Below are 16021 nucleotides of genomic sequence, written 5' to 3'. Positions count from 1 at the left end.
GCGGCGGGATGGGTTTTGGATGAGGCTTCCGGCATTGTGGACGTCAGTACCCGGTTTCGGGGTCAGCCGTGAATGGCGGAATTCAAGCGTTCCACGATGGAGCAACAGAACTATCAGACTGGTCGTGGCCGTTTGGCGTGGTAGGCCCGCATGCCCACTAGAGACGGCGGATTCAACCGGTCGATGCAATAGATTCGCTGAACATCTCAGCGGGCGTCTGGAAGCCGAGCGTCTTACGCGGCCTCTCGTTCAATTTTCGCGCGATCGCGTTGACTAGTTGACGACCGTACCTGCAGCCGACTCTCGCACCAGTCGGATGGTCTGGAACGATTCTCCTAGGAAGCTAAATTTTCGTGCGAAGAGCGAAGCAATCCGAGTGTCTGCCGTCGCAAAGAAAATCTGCCGACTAGAGTTCACGGTCAAATCGCGCAGATAGTCGAGGAACGACAGTGCATTCAAATCGTCGATATGCGCAATGGGATCGTCAATTAAAATTACCGGTGGTGCCATGGTCGCGTTGCGGTTCATCGCTAGGAATACGGACAGCGCAAAAGCTGCACGCTGACCGGTGCTCACCTGCTCAAGCGTACGTTTCTCGTGCGAGGCGGATGTTTGGAGGATCACCTCTCCCTGCCCAACATATTCGTACTCGTTCGGTGCATGGATGCGACTGAAGATCTCATTGATCTGAGAGCCGATGATATTCAACGACTCTTGCGTTGCGCGCTCGAGAGAGTATTCGGTACGTAGCAGTTCTAAAGTCTCTTTGGCCGCCCGATAGTTCTTCGCCTGGTCAGTCGCTCGTTTCAACTGCCCCGTCAGTTGCTCAACGCGCTGAGTAAGCATCGAAATGCTCTCTGACGCGGTACTTTCAATGTTGACCGCTTGCATCGCCTCCGAGTGGATTCGTGCGGCGCCAATCATCCCCACGCTCAATTCAGCAAGTGATGTGCTGCCGCCAATATCCATAAGGCCTTGCAAAGCACTCGCTCGACTCTGAATGGAGGTGATTTCACTTTGCATGATGACCAAGGACTGCATGCCACCGTCTTCTTGCGCTCGCGTGGACCAACCTTCGACGGTAACCGCGGCGCTGATTTCTGCAAGTTGCTCTGAAACACGCTTGAAAAGATCGAGATTTTCTGCCTCGAGTTTTCGACTTTCATCCGCTACTTCAAGAAGCTTGATGCGTGCTTCCTCGATAGCAATAGCATCAAACTCTGCTTCTTGTGTGCGAAGAATCGTGGATATCGCGTTCCTGAGGAGGTCGTGCTCGTTCGTGTTTAAGCCGGAATTAGCGAGTTGCTCCCAGTCCCTGCTTGCCGCGGAGAGTTCTGAGTTGGCCTGGGCCAACTCCGCTCTCAGTTCTTCCAGTCGAGCTGGAATGGTCGCGCAAGCCACGTCTGGCGCCAGGTTGATGACTTCTGCAATTCGCTGCAGGAACTGGAAAAACCTGACCCAGCCTTGCAAATACTCAAGATTCTCCCGCGCCTCACCAAGTTGGGCAGTAATCTCCGTGAGTTCGCTTGAATGTTCAAGCGAACTCGTGATTTGGTTGACGAGGGCCGCCAAGTCCTGAGGTGAATACTTCACCCGGCAGATGGGGCAATCATCCCTCGGATGACCAGCTTCGAACGAGGCTTGCGCAGCCACTTGCAGTTGACGCGCCGCTTGGGCGCGCGCAGACGCCGCTCTGCCAAAGTTGGCGGACAGCTTCTCCAAGTTGCTTACTTGGGTATTGGCGTTCCGAACATCGAGGTTTGCATCCCGAGCAGCGGAATTCAGTGATATGAATGCATATTCGTCAGGCACCTCAGGGATATCGCCATTTGCATACACCCCGAGCCGGCCCAGTGCTGTATCGGCCGCTGCTTTGCCTTTCTTGAGACGAGCGTGGGCGACGGAGAATCCGCTGTTCACGTAGGCAAGCCAACGGTCCAAGGTTTGAGATCCGCGTTCGCTGGCCAACGCCTGCTCAGCAAGCTTTTTTGCCTCCTGCGCATACCGCATTCGATTGCCGTCGAGCGGACGAGCTCGACCCAGTGCCAAGTCAAGTTCTCGGCCGCGCGCCGAAATCGCTTCCAACGACACTGCGGCCGGACCGGCCGTCAGCACCGCTTGAAGATGCCTGAGTGCTTCCTGGAGGGGCTTTGCTTCGTCCGCAGTCGTGAGAGGCGTTATCGCTCGGGACGCCTTCCACCGAAGCGCGTCCAAGGCGGAGCGGAACGCCTCTGTGAGAGTCTTACCGTTGGAGGGCCGTCCCTGCAAGTCCTTGAGTTCCTTCTGTGCCATCTCAAGCTTCTGTCGGCCCTCGTCGACCTTCATGATTGCTCGCTCATGGGCAGTTTCGACCTCGGGTGAAATTTTGATTAGATAGTCCCAAATCGTTGAGGCATCTGGACCGACAAGCAACCGACTTAAGTCATCCGGAATCTCCGACGGTTCAAGTTCCGTCGATAGTCGAAACGCGGCATCTGTATCGAGGAAGTTGTAGCGGGTGAATGCACCCAGAATCGACTTCGCGAATCGTTCATCCCGGTTGTACCAACTGAAGCAGCGCGCTCTTATTCGTCCGGACTCCGCGGAAGCGGCCAGCGGAACAATGTTCCCGACCAGTGCGCCGGAGATCTTTGGAGTGCCTGGATTCCCTTGCCTGCGATTGCAACCGCAGTAGAAATACTCGATGGCCTCGAGTAGCGATGTCTTTCCGGTGCCGTTGGGTCCAACGATAAGTGTGACTTGACCAAAGGTGTACGATTTTTCGTTATGGATAGGGCGGAATTTATCAATCGAAATGGACGCAAGCCACTTCTGAGCGAGCGGGATGTCGGCTGGATTGAGAGTCAACGCCTTGTCGGCAACGGGTATGCGCTTGGCTGACCGAGTACCTATGCGTTCCACAACGTCTTTCCGCGTGGGACGGTCGAGTAGTTCATCAAGGTCGGCGGCGGCGAGACGCTTCTCCCATTCGCCGACGACGTTGAAGTCCCTGCCGGTTGTACTTGGATTGAAATGTTGGACGGCACCCAACAGAGCTTCGAGCTCCTCTTCGGAGACAACTCGCTTGCGAGCGTACTCCTTGTCCGATTCAATCGCTGCCTTCGCCTTCTCGAAGCCATCATGGCTGAGCGACTTTGGGCCGGCAACGATGTAAAGGTATTTGTTCCATCGCAGATCGCCGGGAGTGCCGAAGAAGTCGTCGCCGAGGATGCGCTCCTGGAAGTCGTGAAGTTGGTCAGCGCGACCGACCACATCGTCAGCGAGGTCGACATATGCGATGGCGTAGCACTTACCCTCATGACGGCGCTCAGCGCGCACCACCGCCACTTCCACTTCCTTCACCTCGCCAAGCAGGTCGATGACCTTCTGGCGGGCCGATTGAAGTTCTTCCATCTAGAGCCCCTCGGTGATGGATGTGGCGCTGCCACCGCCGTGCGTGATGTCGGTGAGCTGTGGAATGCTCGCGAACTCAGGCTGGCCGTCGATCGTGTGATAGCAAACCGCGATACGGTGTTTGTGGTTGTCGTTGTTCTCGAGACGAAGCAGCTCGAACGCTGCATCACTCACATTGCGCACTGTGTCGGGACTCGGGTCCATCCCAAGGTAGGCAACCAGCGCAGGCTGCGAGTTGTCCTTGCACACGTTGGTGTGGGGAGAGTTGGCCTGCCACATGACTCGCGCGTCACCGCCGGCGAGGTCGCGAATCTGACGTGGCAGCTCCTGCGTGCTGAGGATGGTATTGAGCGCTGCAACCCTCTTCACTCGAAGTTCTCGCGCGTCTCGCGCCAGGACATCACGGTCGAGGCAGAGGGTTGCACGTCGCACGATTTCATCTTCACCCAATTTGCACGCATCGAGTTCACTAGCCTTGAACCAGTTCACCTTGCTCTTTGCGAGGCCGCAGGACAGCGCGATAGCTCGCTCCACTTGCAGTCGGCTCTCCACAGTTTTCAGGCTAGCGAAGGCTGCTTCCACATGGGGAGTGAGCGCTAGGAGTTTAGAGAGTCCTGGGTCCGGACATTCCCCATTGGACGTCCAGTCCTGATGCTCCTCGTCCCAGGTGTACCTGGCATCTACCTTTGGTCCCAGATAGTTGTCGTGCAGATATGAGCCAACCTGGGCGACCTTCGCGACCGTTAGTTCGAATGCCGCAGCATTGAAATGGAAATGGAGCACGTGACGATGCTTGATATGCCTTGAGTAGTAAAGGCCCAGTCGCTCATTGTTCTCGACCTCGTCGTCACTGGATGAGCAGCGATGGTCAGAGATGTACCAGGCCGAGCCGCTCTCGTTCTTCCAAGCTTCGTGCTTCCCGTCAGGTGCATCGTACTGAACCATATCCTCTGCCCAGTTCAGACAGACGATATCGCAGTTGTTCAGATCCTTGTTCTTGCTGAAGGTGTCAATACGGTATCGCAGGTAGTCGGAGTGCCTCGGCTTCGGATTTAGCTGGATGTGAATGAGCGTTGCGAAGCGAGCTAATTTACTGCGGACCTTCTCGTCAGCCGCCACGTTGAAGGCGTCAGAGCAGATGATGGTCGAGAGAGCGAGTTCTTCGCCTGCGCCTCTAAACTGGTAGATGAGATTTCCGCAGCGAAGGTTCTTGTTCTCAAAGAAGTGCTGGTCGCGCGACGAAATCGTCTTGAACTGCAGAAGGACGACTCGACGGTCGCTGCCTCCGTTGTCCTTGGTGACGAAGCAATACGCCACCGGGTCGAAGTAGATTCCTTGTACGGCGGCCGCCGTGTCTTTGTCGAAGATGAGGTCGCAATACCCAGCGCAGTCCACCTCGAACTTTTCGAGCTGTGCCGGCGTCATGCTTTCGCAGCCCAGTACCCACAGGGCTCCAACAGCGGGGAACGTGGTTCCCTGAACGCACTTCAGGAGAGTCTCTACGGGTAAATAGTATTCCGGCGTGACAACGAGATGGTGTCCCTTCGTTGTAGCCAGTTCAAGGAACTTTGTCGCCTGCTTGTCGGCGAAGGCTAGGTCCAGTGGACCGATCCGCGTGTCGTCGGCCAGGATCGGGCCCGCAGGTTGGAGCAAGAGCGCGCGATACGACTGGTCGCTTGGGTTCAGCGCGTCAAGCGATGGATTTGCGAGTGAGCGAGCCTGCAGCACGCCTTCCACGTCACGGATAGAAATAGTCACAAGGCCTACCTGCGGCGACCGCCCACGTAGTGGCTGCCCTTGCCGCTGCGGCCACTCCCGCCGACGCGGCGACTACCGGATCGATTCGCCGCCTCAAAAATCGGCGCCGACGAAGCGCCGATCGGGTTGAATCCCAGGCTGCCCGCGGTGGCTAGGGAACCTGCGTTGGAGCCGCCAGAGGCGGCGGCAAGCAGGATGAAGAGCAATTCGGTCTTCATAGTTTTGGTCTCCTCGTGCCGAGTTAGGTCGGGCGCCCGGCTTCCTCGTACTTGATGGGCGGCTGATGCACATGCTCTCACGTTGCCCGCACGCTGGCGAGCCCCTTGGGATACCCCATTTGTGGGAGGAAGAACCATGCCTCGAGGGTCTGCTTCTGATGCCAAAGCCGAAATGAGCGAATCTGAGATCGCTTTCGGCGATCGCTGCTTCAGACTGAAATAGATGGTTGCGATTGACCCAGACAAAATCGTTGAATGGATACAGAGAGCTTTCAAACTATGCGCGCGATCAATCGCCCGCACGCACCCGACGAAACCACCGCTGATTTCATCTTCAAGGCCTACATGCTGCTGAAGAATGCTCCGCCCACCTTCAGCAAGTGGGCACGACAAGGCGCTTTCGAGAACATTGCGGCCTGCGCGGCGTCATGGCGAGTCGTAGGCATCAGTGAGAATGCCCTCCGCAAGATCGCCGCGACCGGCAAACGCACCGACCTGCAGCGCGGCCACTGGTTCGCGCGAGACCAGCGCTATGAAGCCTTGTTCGGCGCAGCGGCACCGACCATGGACCGGGATGCTCTCATCAAGTTCTTCTTCGATCACGACACCACGGTGGTAATCACGAAAGAACAGAACAATGCCGGCGGAGACCACACCACATGGGGAAGGATCATCGCGGTGCCGGAGGGCATGTTCACGACTAGCGGATACGGCTTCAATGTGCGCAAGCGCACAGAGATCCCCTGGGTCGCAGCCAGGGTGGCCGAGCTTGATCAAGGATGAATAGTTCTGCGTCCACCTACATCGCCGACGCCCACGCTTCGCGCCCGTCGCCGGCGGGGATTGCGGGTGTCTTCAAAGCCGGCACCTACGATCGCCCGCGCCTGTGGCCGACACCCGCCCGACATCAATCGCCCGCGAACGGCGGGTAACACTGCAACCGGGTGTTCGTGGTGCGGCCCTTGAAGGACCTTCTAGGGGCCCGACTGCCGCTCCCGGCACGGCCAATGAGTCATTGCAGGCTCTTCATTTCGCACCGCCCTCGCCTGCGGCAACACGCAACGACTGAATCGTGGCCTCGGCCGCTTCAATACGCCGCTGCAGTTCTTCATTGACCAGCCGCACCAGAGCGCCGAGTTCGGCGCGCATCGGATAGACCTCTTCCGTATCGTTCACCCCCTGTGGAACGATGAGTTTTTCAAGACACGCATAGGCACGATGCACAGCATGAAGGCTGTCGATGTCATCGCATGCCTGAAGGGCAAGCGATTCAACGCTGGCAGTTTCAGAAGATTCGGGAAATGAAGAGACGTGCGCAGAAGCGCGAGCGGATGCAGCCATGAATGGCCTCCAAGAGGTGCGGTTTGCTGAAACCACCGCTCTCGAGTCCAAGCGAGGGCGGCGACTCGACGGGTTGGACTACCGGGCACCTCTTGCGAGAACCGGCCGGGCTTGCGCCCGCCCGTCGAGCCGCCAAAAACTGGAGGCACGAATAGCAAAGCCGCAGACCCTGCGGGGGTGACTGCGGCTTGCGTCGCAGAGGTGATTCGGGAGTCCAAGCCCGATCACGCCTTTTTCTGACGTGACCGGTGCAGTATAGCCACGGGTAACGGCATGCCCCTACGCCCTAGGGCTTCAACACAATTCAATGGTCTGCCGCAACAACCCTGTTTGCTCAGCACTCGGCCCGACGAAGATTTCGACTTCGCCCGCCTCGAACAAGGGCTGCAGGTCCGGCCCGAGGTAGCGCAACTCGGCCGCCGGCAGTTCCAGGTTCACCAAGCCGGCTTCGCCCGGCATCAATCGCAGCTTCGCGTAGCCCTTGAGTTCCAGCAACGGCCGGGTGACACGGCCTAGCTTGCCGCGAACGAACAAGAAGACAGTTTCTTCAGCCTCGCGCGCGCCAACGTTGCGCAGCCTGACGCTGATCTTCAGCGCGTCCTGCTCGCGCACGCGTCGCGGCTCTACCTGAAGCTCGTCGTAGACAAACCGGCCGAAGGTCAAGCCGTGGCCGAAGGCATACAGCGGCGAATTTTCGACGTCCTGGTACCTGCTCGTGAAGTAGTCGGCGGGATTCATCGGCCGGCCGGTGGGACGCTGGCCGAAGTAGATCGGCAGCTGCCCGACGGCGCGCGGCCAGCTCATCGGAGTGCGGCCACTTGGCGTTACCTGGCCCGTGACTACGTCGCCGATCGCATGGCCGGCTTCGATGCCGAGGAACCACGCAGCCAGCAGCGCATCGGCATGTTCGGCCAGCCAGGGAACGACGAGCGGACGGCCCGAGAACAAGATTGCGACGACGGGGATGCCGAGCGCGTGTGCACGTGCCGTCACCGCTTCGGCCAGAGCCTGTTGTAGCCCGGGCAGCGCGGGCGTGGCGCGGCTCGCGGCCTCGCCACTCATGGTGGCACGCTCGCCCAGGCACAGCAGGACGGCGTCGGCGCCGTCGCACAGCGCAACAGCAGCTTCGATGCCGCTGTCGTCATCACTCTCGATGGCAACGCCGGGTGCATGGCGTATGTCGGTCTGCGGCAGCGCGGCGCGCAAGCCGGCAAGCACGCTGACGGCCGGCTCGTGTTCGCCGGCCCCCCACCACGGGCCTTTCATCTCGGTGCTTGCGTCGGCCAGCGGGCCGATGACACACAGTGCCTTCGCCGCAGCAGGCAAAGGCAGGGTGTCCCGCTCGTTCTTCAGCATGACGATGGCCTTGCGCGCGGCGTCGCGCGCCACCGCGTGCCGCTCGGCGACAACCGCCGCGAGTTCGGGTGTCGCGCCGCGGCGGTAAGGGTCGTCGAACAGGCCGAGCTGCTCCTTGAGTTGCAGCACGCGGCGCACGCTCGCGTCTATCTCTTCGATCGTCACCCGTCCCTGCGCGAGCGCGATGGGCAGGCCCTTGCGATACGCGTCGGCCATCATGTCGATGTCGACGCCGGCCTTCAGCGCCAGTACTGCGGCATCGACGAGATCGGCCGCGACGCCGTGCTTGATCAATTCCGCGATTGCGTTGTAGTCGCTGACGATGACGCCGCTCCAGCCCATCTCGCCGCGCAGCCAGTCGCGCAGCAAGGGGATGTGCGCAGTCATCGGCACGCCGTTGAGATCGGTGAAGGCGGGCATCAGCGTTGCAACGCCGGCGCGCACCGCTGCTGCGAAGCCCGGCAGATGCACCTCGTGCAAGGTGCGCTCGGAGATGTCCACGGCGGCGTACTCCCGCCCTGCGGTGACTGCGCCGTATGCGACGAAATGCTTCGCGCAGGCGGCCAGCGAATCGGCCGATGACAGGTCTGCCCCCTGGAAGCCGCGCACCTTGGCCTGCGCAATGCGTGCGTTCAGCCAAGGGTCTTCGCCGGGTCCTTCCGCGGTACGGCCCCAGCGGGGATCGCGCGATACATCGAGCATCGGCGCGAAAGTCATCGCCAGGCCGTCGGCAGCGCCTTCGCGCGCGGCCTCCCGCGCCGTGCGCTCCCAAAGGTCTTCGTCGAAGGTGCCGGCCTCCGCAAGCGGGATCGGAAAGAGCGTGCGATGGCCATGAATGATGTCCAGGCCGATCAGCAGCGGAATGCCGAGCCGCGACTTCTCGACGGCCAGTCGCTGCATCTCGTGCGTGTGGCCGGCGCCGACCATGTTCAGCAGATTGCCGACGGTGCCGTCGATGATCGACTGCGTGGAGTCTCCCGCGAGCACCGGCCCGGTGACCGTGTAGCCGGAGGCAGTCATCGTCAGTTGACCCAGCTTTTCGGCTAGCGTCATCCGGGCCATGAGAGTATCGATGCGACTCATCAGGGATTTCGAATAGAACCCAGGGGGCCTAATGATGGCATGCTGCGGGCGAAGAGCCCTCAGCCGCGTGGCGCCGCCGATGATTCGGTGAAACCAAACGTGACACCCGGGACAACAACGAAAGGAACCGTTCGTGTTGATGGATGACAGGAACCCGAGGGCACTGGCAGCCCTGCCCGATGAAGCCTTGATCGACGCCGTGCAGCGGCAGACCTTCCGCTATTTCTGGGACGGTGCGGATGCCGACAGCGGCCTGGCGCTCGACCGCCGTACGCTCGTCGGCGCAACGGGCGAGGACCTGGCCGACGACAGGGTCGCGATCGGCGGCACGGGCTTCGGCATCATGGCCATGATCGTCGCGGTGGAGCGCGGCTGGGTCACACGAGACGCAGCGCTGGAGCGCCTGGGGCGCATGCGGGACGCCCTCTTTCGCGCCAGGCGCTACCACGGCGCCTTCCCGCACTTCATGGACGCAGCGAGCGGCGAGACGATCCCGATGAGCCCCAAGGACGACGCGGGCGATCTGGTCGAGACCTCGTTCCTCTGCATGGGCCTGCTCTGTGCACGCCAGTATTTCAGCGAGAACACGGCCGCGGCACGCCGGTTGCGCAGCGACATCGACACGCTGTGGCACGAGGTCGAATGGAACTGGTTCACCCAGGGCGGACGGGACGTGTTGTATTGGCACTGGAGCCCGAACCACGGCTGGGCGATGAACCACGAAGTGCGCGGCTGGAACGAGTGCCTCATCACCTACCTGCTGGCGGCGGCCGCGCCGCGCCATGCGATCGATCCGCGGGTGTACCACCGCGGCTTTGCGGCGGGGGCCGGTTTCCTCAACGGCCGGTCGTACTACGGCATCGAGATACCGCTGGGCATGCCATACGGCGGCCCGCTGTTCTTCACGCACTACTCGTTCTGCGGCCTCGATCCGCACGGCCTGAAGGATCGCTACGCCGACTACTGGGATCTCAACTGCCGCCACCTGCAGATCAACCGTGCGCACTGCATCGCCAATCCTCATGGCCACCCGGGCTACGGTGAATCGTGCTGGGGCCTGACCGCCAGCGACGACCCCGACGGCTACCTCGCGCACGCCCCGGACATCGACAACGGCACCATTTCGCCGACGGCCGCGCTGGCCAGCCTGCCGTATGCGCCCACCGAGGTGATGCAGGTTCTGCGGCATTTCCTCACCGTGCATGGCACGCGCTTGTGGAAGGACTACGGCTTCATCGATGCGTTCTGCGAACGGCGCGGTTGGTTCGCAGAGACATATCTCGCCATCGACCAGGGCCCGATCGTCGTGATGATGGAGAACCATCGCACGGGCCTTCTGTGGAAACTGTTCATGAGCGTGCCCGAAGTGCAGGCCGGGCTGCGCGCCCTGGACTTCAGCAGCCCGCACCTCGAGTCGCCTGCACCGTGACCTTCAGCGTGGCGAGCCAGCAAGACCCGGCTTTCGAGTCATGGCTCGAAAGACAGCTGTCCCATTCGGCGAGCGCGATGCTGCCCTGCATCTCGCCGGTGTCGATCGTCAAGCATCGCCCCGGCTTCGGTCAGACCATACGGCCGGTCGCCGGCGCCATCATTGCCTCGCCCGTACTCGGCAACTACGACCCGGACCCGGACTACTTCTTTCATTGGTTCCGGGACTCTGCTGTCGTTATCGATGCACTGCGCCTGCTCTACGTCGACGGACGCATCGGCGACGAAGCCCTTCAGCATCTGCGCGATTTCACCCGCTTCAGCCTTGCCGTGAACGGGCTCGACGGTCGCGCGGTTGCCGCGGAGCAAGGCCGCAGAGCGCGCGTGGCCCCCGAACTCCTGCAGTACCTGCGCGAAGACCATGACCTCGCGAGCGTCCACGGCGATGCGGTCGTCGCCGAGACGCGGGTGAACCCCGACGGCACGCTCGATGTCCTCCGCTGGGCGCGCCCCCAGCACGACGGGCCGCCATTGCGCGCGCTGGCGCTGCTGCGCTGGGCGGACGGCGGGCACCTCGACGCGGCCCTGCTGGCGGAGGTCACGCCGCTGATTCGCTTCGACATCGACTTCACGCTGCGTCACTGGCGCGAGCCGTCATACGACATCTGGGAGGAAGAGCTCGGCCACCACTACTACACACTGCGCGTCGCAGGGGCCGCGCTGGCCGAAGGCGCGGCATGGCTGGAGGGCCTGGGCGACGCGGCGCTGGCGCAGCGCTGCCGGGAGGAGTCGCGGGCCGTGCAGCGCCTGCTCGACGACTACTGGGTAGACGAGCGAGACGAACGCGACTCGACGCGCGGCTACTACCGTTCACGCGTGCTGACGGACGGCCGGCCCAGTGCGAAGGCGCTGGACATCGCGGTGATCCTGTCGGCAATCCATAGCCTCGGCACCGAGGCTGCGCATGGACCGGCCGATCCGCGCATGCAGGCCACGCTGGAGCGACTCGATGCGCTGTTCGATGCGGCCTATCCGATCAACCACGGCCGTGCCACAGGCCGTGGCGCGGCGATGGGGCGGTACGCCGGCGACGTGTACTACTCGGGCGGTGCGTACTTTTTCTCGACACTCGGCGCCGCCGAGTTCTGTTTCCGCGCCGCGGCGATGGGCGGCGATGCACGCCATTGGAACCAATGGATGGGGCGCGGCGACGCCTACCTCGCCACCGTACGCGCGTACACGCCGGCCGGTGGTGAACTGTCGGAACAGTTCGACCAGCGCAGCGGCGCGCAGACCTCGGCGAAGCAACTGGCATGGAGCCACGCCGCGTTCATTTCGTGCGTCTCGGCGCGCCGCATCGCGGCCGCCGCTTGTCAGGTGCCGCGGTAGCGATGAGCGCGAGGCCTGAGAACCGTGTCGAGCCGGCTGCAAGAGCCGGTGTCTTCCGTCAGGTCCGCGAGTTGCTCGGCGCCTTGCGAGTGTCCCCGGTCGCGAAAACGCTTGTCGTGCTGATGGGTGCGATCGTCGTGGTCGTCGCGCTCACGGCGTATGGGCAGATCGAGCTCAATAGCTGGAACAAGCCGTTCTACGATGCAATTTCGCGTCGCGACCTGAGCGAATTCGTCGTGCAGGTAGGCGTCTTCGCCATCATTGCGGGCGTGCTGCTGGTCTTGAACGTCGCGCAGAGGTGGCTGGGCGAAACCTTGCAGCTGAAGCTGCGCGAGGCCGTGGTCAATGACCTCGTGGGGCTGTGGCTGCAGCCGCGCCGGGCGTTCTGGCTCCAGGCCAGCGGCCCGATGGGGGCCCACCCGGATCAGCGCATGCACGACGACACGCTGAAGCTGTGCGATCTGTCGGTCACCCTCGGCGTGGGTCTGTTGCAGGCAGCGATGCTGTTCGGCAGCTTTGCGAGCGTGCTGTGGGTCATCTCCAAGGACTTCAGCCTCTTCTTCAACGGCGAGGACCACGTGTTGCCGGGCTTCATGTTGTGGGCGGCAATTGCCTATGCGATCGCCGGCTCGCTGCTCACCTACTGGGTCGGCAACGGCCTGATCTCGCGCAACGCCGAGCGCTACGCGCGTGAAGGCGAATTGCGCTTCTCGCTGACGCGCATCAACGAGCATCTGGACGGCATCTCCCTGGCTGGTGGCGAGGCCGACGAGAAGCGTCGCGTCGCCATGCATTTCGGCGACGTCTTGCGCGCCACGTCGCGCGTGGTGCTCGGGCTGACCAACCTGACCTGGGTCACCGCGGGCTTCGGCTGGGTCACCATCATCGCGCCGACGCTGGTGGCCGCCCCCCTCTACTTCTCGGGGAAGGTTTCGTTCGGTGGCCTGATGATGGCTGCCGCGGCCTTCACCCAGGCACAGTCGTCGCTGCGCTGGTTCGTCGACAACTTCAGCATCATTGCCGACTGGCGCGCCACGCTGCTGCGTGTCACCGACCTGCGCCGGATGCTGGCCTCCGATCTGGAGACACAGGCAGGTGGCAGCCGCATCGCCTACGAAGAGAGCGAAGCCGGGACGCTCGCGATCGAAGCGCTCGAGGTTCGCTCCTGGAGCGGCCACGATCAGCTGGACGACCCCAGTCTCGTCGTGCACCGCGGCCAGTGCGTCCTGATCCTCGGCACACCGGGCACGGAGAAGACCTTGCTGTTCCGGGCGCTCGCGGGCCTCTGGCCCTGGGGCTGCGGCACCGTGCGCCGGCCCGTCGGCGAGACGATCCACTACATGCCGCGCGGCACGCCCTACATTCCCCGCGGCACGCTGGCCGAAGTGCTGTCGTATGCGATGGAGCCATCGACCTACCCGAGAGAAGCCATGGTGGCCGCGCTGGCGAGTGTGGGCCTCCAGCGCCTGGAACAGTTGCTGAACAAGACGGGTCGCTGGGAGAGCGAGCTCAGCATGGACGAGCAGTTGCGGCTGGGCTTCGCCCGCGTCGTGCTGCAGGCGCCGCCCTGGCTGGTGATGGACGAAGCCTTCAGCGCGTTCGACGACGACACGCTCGAACTCATCATCGACGCGCTGGGCAAGCTCACGCACACGGGCATTGTTCATATAGGCTCGGCCGGAGGAGCGCACGATCGGCTGTTCACGCGGGTGGTGCATCTGGTCAAGGCGCCGAACGCCGTGCCCGAGGAGCAGCGACCATGAGACACCCCGGGTCAACCGTCAGTCGTGCGCGTCGCGCCCTCATGCGGCTGATTCTTGCGCTGCCCGCGTGGCCGACCTGGGCCTGGGCGGCCGATTTCGGCTTCCGGCCACCGCGCGATCCTGACGATGCCACCGCGGCGGACCTGATGCGGGATCTGGCCGAGCGCATCTTGCCGGTGTACCAGGAGGCGGACACCGATGTCTTCCTGGCCAACCTGACCGCCCTGCAGATCGTCAGCGGCGCCTACCGTGCAGCCTACGACAGCAGCGGCTCGCTGCGCAGCCGCCGCCAGGGCAAGCCGTTCGACGACCTGGTCCAGCGGGCGATCCTCGACGGTATCTATGCGCGTGCGCGCATGCTCGAAGCGGACGGGCGCCTCGGCTTCGCCGAAGCCTACGCGCGCTCGTTCCAGGAACTGGTGTCGCCGCTCGACAACGCGCAAGCCCAGGCCATCATGGCGCGGCTCGAAATCCCGCCGGCGGTGTACAGAGAGCCGCTGCGCCAGGCTTTCGATCTCTGGCGCGCGAAGGGCAGCCTCCCGCAGGCCGATGCGCTGGCGCTCGTGCGAACCTGGCTTTCGTACCAGTCGCGTCGCAGCTTCAATGCGCTGCTGCCCGAATTGTTCGCGGCGGAAAACCGCAACCGCTACGTGGCGGAGGCTGACGTCAGGATTCCCGTGCGCGGGGGTGTCATTCATGCGAACCTGGTTCGGCCCGGCCGCGCGACTGGAACTCTGCCGACGCTGCTGCGCTTCACGCTCGATCCCGCCGAGGACGACGCACAGCACAGCGCCGCCAAAGGCTACGTCGGCGTCACGGCGTACGTGCGCGGACGCACCCCTGACGGCAAGGGCGCCGTGTGGCCGTTCGTTCGCGACGGCGAAGACGCCGCCGCCGTCATCGACTGGATTGCCCGGCAGGCGTGGAGCGACGGCCGCGTCGCCATGCTCGGCGACGGCTACTCCGGCTACGCCGCCTGGGCCGCCGCCCGCAGGAGACCAACGGCACTCAAAGCCATCGCCACGATCGCGCCGATGGCGCCGGGCATCGACTTCCCGATGGCCGGACAGATCTTCCGCAACGCCATGGTCCGCTGGGCGCAGGAGCACGCGACTGCCGAGCCCCTGCGAGCCGGCGTCGACGCCGACGCGGACCCGGACACGATGTGGCAGGCACTCGACGCACGCTGGCACCGTGGCAATCGCCCCTACTGGGACATAGACCGCGTCTTGCTGGGCAAGCGCAACAGGTTGATCCGAACCTGGCTGACGCACCCGAGTCACGATCGCTACTGGCAGAAGTTCTTGCCGTCGGCGGAGCAGTTTGCGCGAATCGACATTCCGGTGCTCAGCTTTGCCGGCTACTACGGTGCCGATGCCGGCGCGCTCTACTACCACCACGAGCATCGTCGCAACCGGCCGCAGGCCGACACGACGCTGCTGCTCGGCCCCTACGACGCGGCCTCGATCCGGCGCGGCACGGCGCCGACGCTGCGCGGCTACACGCTCGACCCCGTCGCACGCATCGACCTGCCCGATCTGCGCTACCAATGGCTCGACCACATCCTGAAGGGCGCGAACAAGCCTTCCCTGCTGATGGATCGCGTCAACTACCAGGTGATGGGCGCGGACCAGTGGCGCCATGCGCCAACGCTGGACGCGCCGCAGCGCGCCCCGCTGCGCCTTCACCTCGATACCCGCGAGCGCGACGACCCGCACCGCCTGTTGCCGTCGCCATCCGAAGGCGGTGGCAACGTGCGGCTCTCGGTCGATCTCGCCGATCGACGCGACGTGCGCATCCCGTGGCCGGACGCGCTGCGCGTGAAGCAACTGCCGGCGCGCAACAGCATCAGCTTTGTCAGTGATCCGCTCCCGGAGGGCACCGAGCTCATCGGCAGCTTGCGCGGCGTGTTCGACATCACGCCCTCGCGGCAGGACGTGGACTTCAACATCTCGCTGTACGAGCAGACGGCAAGCGGCGAATACCAGCTGCTGTTCGATCCCTACGACTTTCGCGCCAGCTACGCAGGCCATCGCATGCGTCGCCGGCTTCTGCGGGCCGGCGAGCGTCAGCTGCTTGCGTTCACCGCCGAACGCGTGACGGCCTGCAAGCTCGCGGCGGGCAGCCGCATCGTGCTGCTGATCGGCCTCAACAGGCGCCCCGACCGGCAGATCAACTACGGCAGCGGCAAGGACGTGAATTCGGAAACCATTGCCGACGCGAAATGGCCCATTCGAGTGCGCTGGCACGCGCGCAGCTACGTCGAGATCCAGACCGGCAAGTCTTGATCGC

Annotated in this window: 10 protein-coding genes; 5 read left to right on the top strand and 5 right to left on the bottom strand. The window is 63.1% G+C overall.

Annotation, left to right across the window (positions count from 1 at the left end):
• Nucleotides 1-273: 273 nt before the first annotated feature.
• Genes ACZYSP_RS23250 through ACZYSP_RS23240 form a run of 3 tightly spaced genes read right to left on the bottom strand, consistent with a single transcriptional unit; the run spans nt 274 to nt 5369 of the window.
• A complete protein-coding gene (locus tag ACZYSP_RS23250; protein ID WP_489016837.1) occupies nt 274-3393 on the bottom strand; it encodes an AAA family ATPase in 3120 nt (1039 codons plus the stop codon).
• Entirely contained in the window at nt 3394-5151 is a 1758-nt protein-coding gene (locus tag ACZYSP_RS23245; RefSeq protein WP_489016835.1) for a hypothetical protein, read from the bottom strand.
• Nucleotides 5152-5156: 5 nt separating this feature from the next.
• Nucleotides 5157-5369 carry a hypothetical protein gene (locus ACZYSP_RS23240; protein WP_489016833.1) on the bottom strand — a complete coding sequence of 71 codons (213 nt, stop codon included), beginning with the start codon at nt 5367-5369 and terminating at the stop codon, nt 5157-5159.
• Between the two features lie 255 nt (nt 5370-5624).
• On the opposite strand from ACZYSP_RS23240, the gene ACZYSP_RS23235 reads away from it, so the two are divergent.
• On the top strand, nt 5625-6152 hold the full coding sequence (locus ACZYSP_RS23235) for a hypothetical protein (protein WP_489016831.1): 528 nt from the start codon (nt 5625-5627) through the stop codon (nt 6150-6152).
• A 243-nt stretch (nt 6153-6395) separates the two neighbouring features.
• Here the strand turns inward: ACZYSP_RS23235 and ACZYSP_RS23230 are convergent, their stop codons facing one another.
• On the bottom strand, nt 6396-6710 hold the full coding sequence (locus ACZYSP_RS23230; RefSeq protein ID WP_489016829.1) for a hypothetical protein: 315 nt from the start codon (nt 6708-6710) through the stop codon (nt 6396-6398).
• Between the two features lie 294 nt (nt 6711-7004).
• Entirely contained in the window at nt 7005-9149 is a 2145-nt protein-coding gene (locus tag ACZYSP_RS23225) for a glycoside hydrolase family 3 N-terminal domain-containing protein (protein WP_489016827.1), read from the bottom strand.
• A 139-nt stretch (nt 9150-9288) separates the two neighbouring features.
• On the opposite strand from ACZYSP_RS23225, the gene ACZYSP_RS23220 reads away from it, so the two are divergent.
• From ACZYSP_RS23220 to ACZYSP_RS23205, 4 genes are read left to right on the top strand one after another with little or no spacing between them, the layout of a single operon-like run.
• The gene (locus ACZYSP_RS23220) at nt 9289-10578 is read left to right on the top strand and encodes a glucoamylase family protein (RefSeq protein ID WP_489016825.1); all 1290 of its coding nucleotides are present in this window, start codon (nt 9289-9291) and stop codon (nt 10576-10578) included.
• Nucleotides 10575-11966: a glycoside hydrolase family 15 protein gene (locus ACZYSP_RS23215; RefSeq protein ID WP_489016823.1), complete on the top strand. Its 1392-nt coding sequence runs from the start codon at nt 10575-10577 to the stop codon at nt 11964-11966. The genes ACZYSP_RS23220 and ACZYSP_RS23215 overlap by 4 nt, the downstream gene beginning before the upstream one ends.
• A gap of 2 nt (nt 11967-11968) precedes the next feature.
• Nucleotides 11969-13729 carry an ABC transporter ATP-binding protein/permease gene (locus ACZYSP_RS23210; RefSeq protein WP_489016821.1) on the top strand — a complete coding sequence of 587 codons (1761 nt, stop codon included), beginning with the start codon at nt 11969-11971 and terminating at the stop codon, nt 13727-13729.
• Complete coding sequence (locus ACZYSP_RS23205) at nt 13726-16017, top strand: CocE/NonD family hydrolase (protein ID WP_489016819.1); 2292 nt, start codon at nt 13726-13728, stop codon at nt 16015-16017. The genes ACZYSP_RS23210 and ACZYSP_RS23205 overlap by 4 nt, the downstream gene beginning before the upstream one ends.
• Nucleotides 16018-16021: the final 4 nt, after the last annotated feature.

The sequence above is a fragment of the Variovorax sp. F042 genome (assembly GCF_057814215.1).
The sequence above is the reverse complement of the archived record's forward strand: the minus strand, read 5'-3'. Positions and strand labels throughout refer to the sequence as shown.

Bases quoted from the DNA above. Each gene is read 5' to 3' on its own strand.
- ACZYSP_RS23220 (WP_489016825.1), top strand. From the start codon at position 9,289: ATGGATGACAGGAACCCGAGGGCACTGGCAGCCCTGCCCGATGAAGCC.
- ACZYSP_RS23210 (WP_489016821.1), top strand. From the start codon at position 11,969: ATGAGCGCGAGGCCTGAGAACCGTGTCGAGCCGGCTGCAAGAGCCGGT.
- ACZYSP_RS23235 (WP_489016831.1), top strand. From the start codon at position 5,625: ATGGATACAGAGAGCTTTCAAACTATGCGCGCGATCAATCGCCCGCAC.
- ACZYSP_RS23240 (WP_489016833.1), bottom strand. From the start codon at position 5,369: ATGAAGACCGAATTGCTCTTCATCCTGCTTGCCGCCGCCTCTGGCGGC.
- ACZYSP_RS23225 (WP_489016827.1), bottom strand. From the start codon at position 9,149: ATGAGTCGCATCGATACTCTCATGGCCCGGATGACGCTAGCCGAAAAG.
- ACZYSP_RS23250 (WP_489016837.1), bottom strand. From the start codon at position 3,393: ATGGAAGAACTTCAATCGGCCCGCCAGAAGGTCATCGACCTGCTTGGC.
- ACZYSP_RS23230 (WP_489016829.1), bottom strand. From the start codon at position 6,710: ATGGCTGCATCCGCTCGCGCTTCTGCGCACGTCTCTTCATTTCCCGAA.
- ACZYSP_RS23205 (WP_489016819.1), top strand. From the start codon at position 13,726: ATGAGACACCCCGGGTCAACCGTCAGTCGTGCGCGTCGCGCCCTCATG.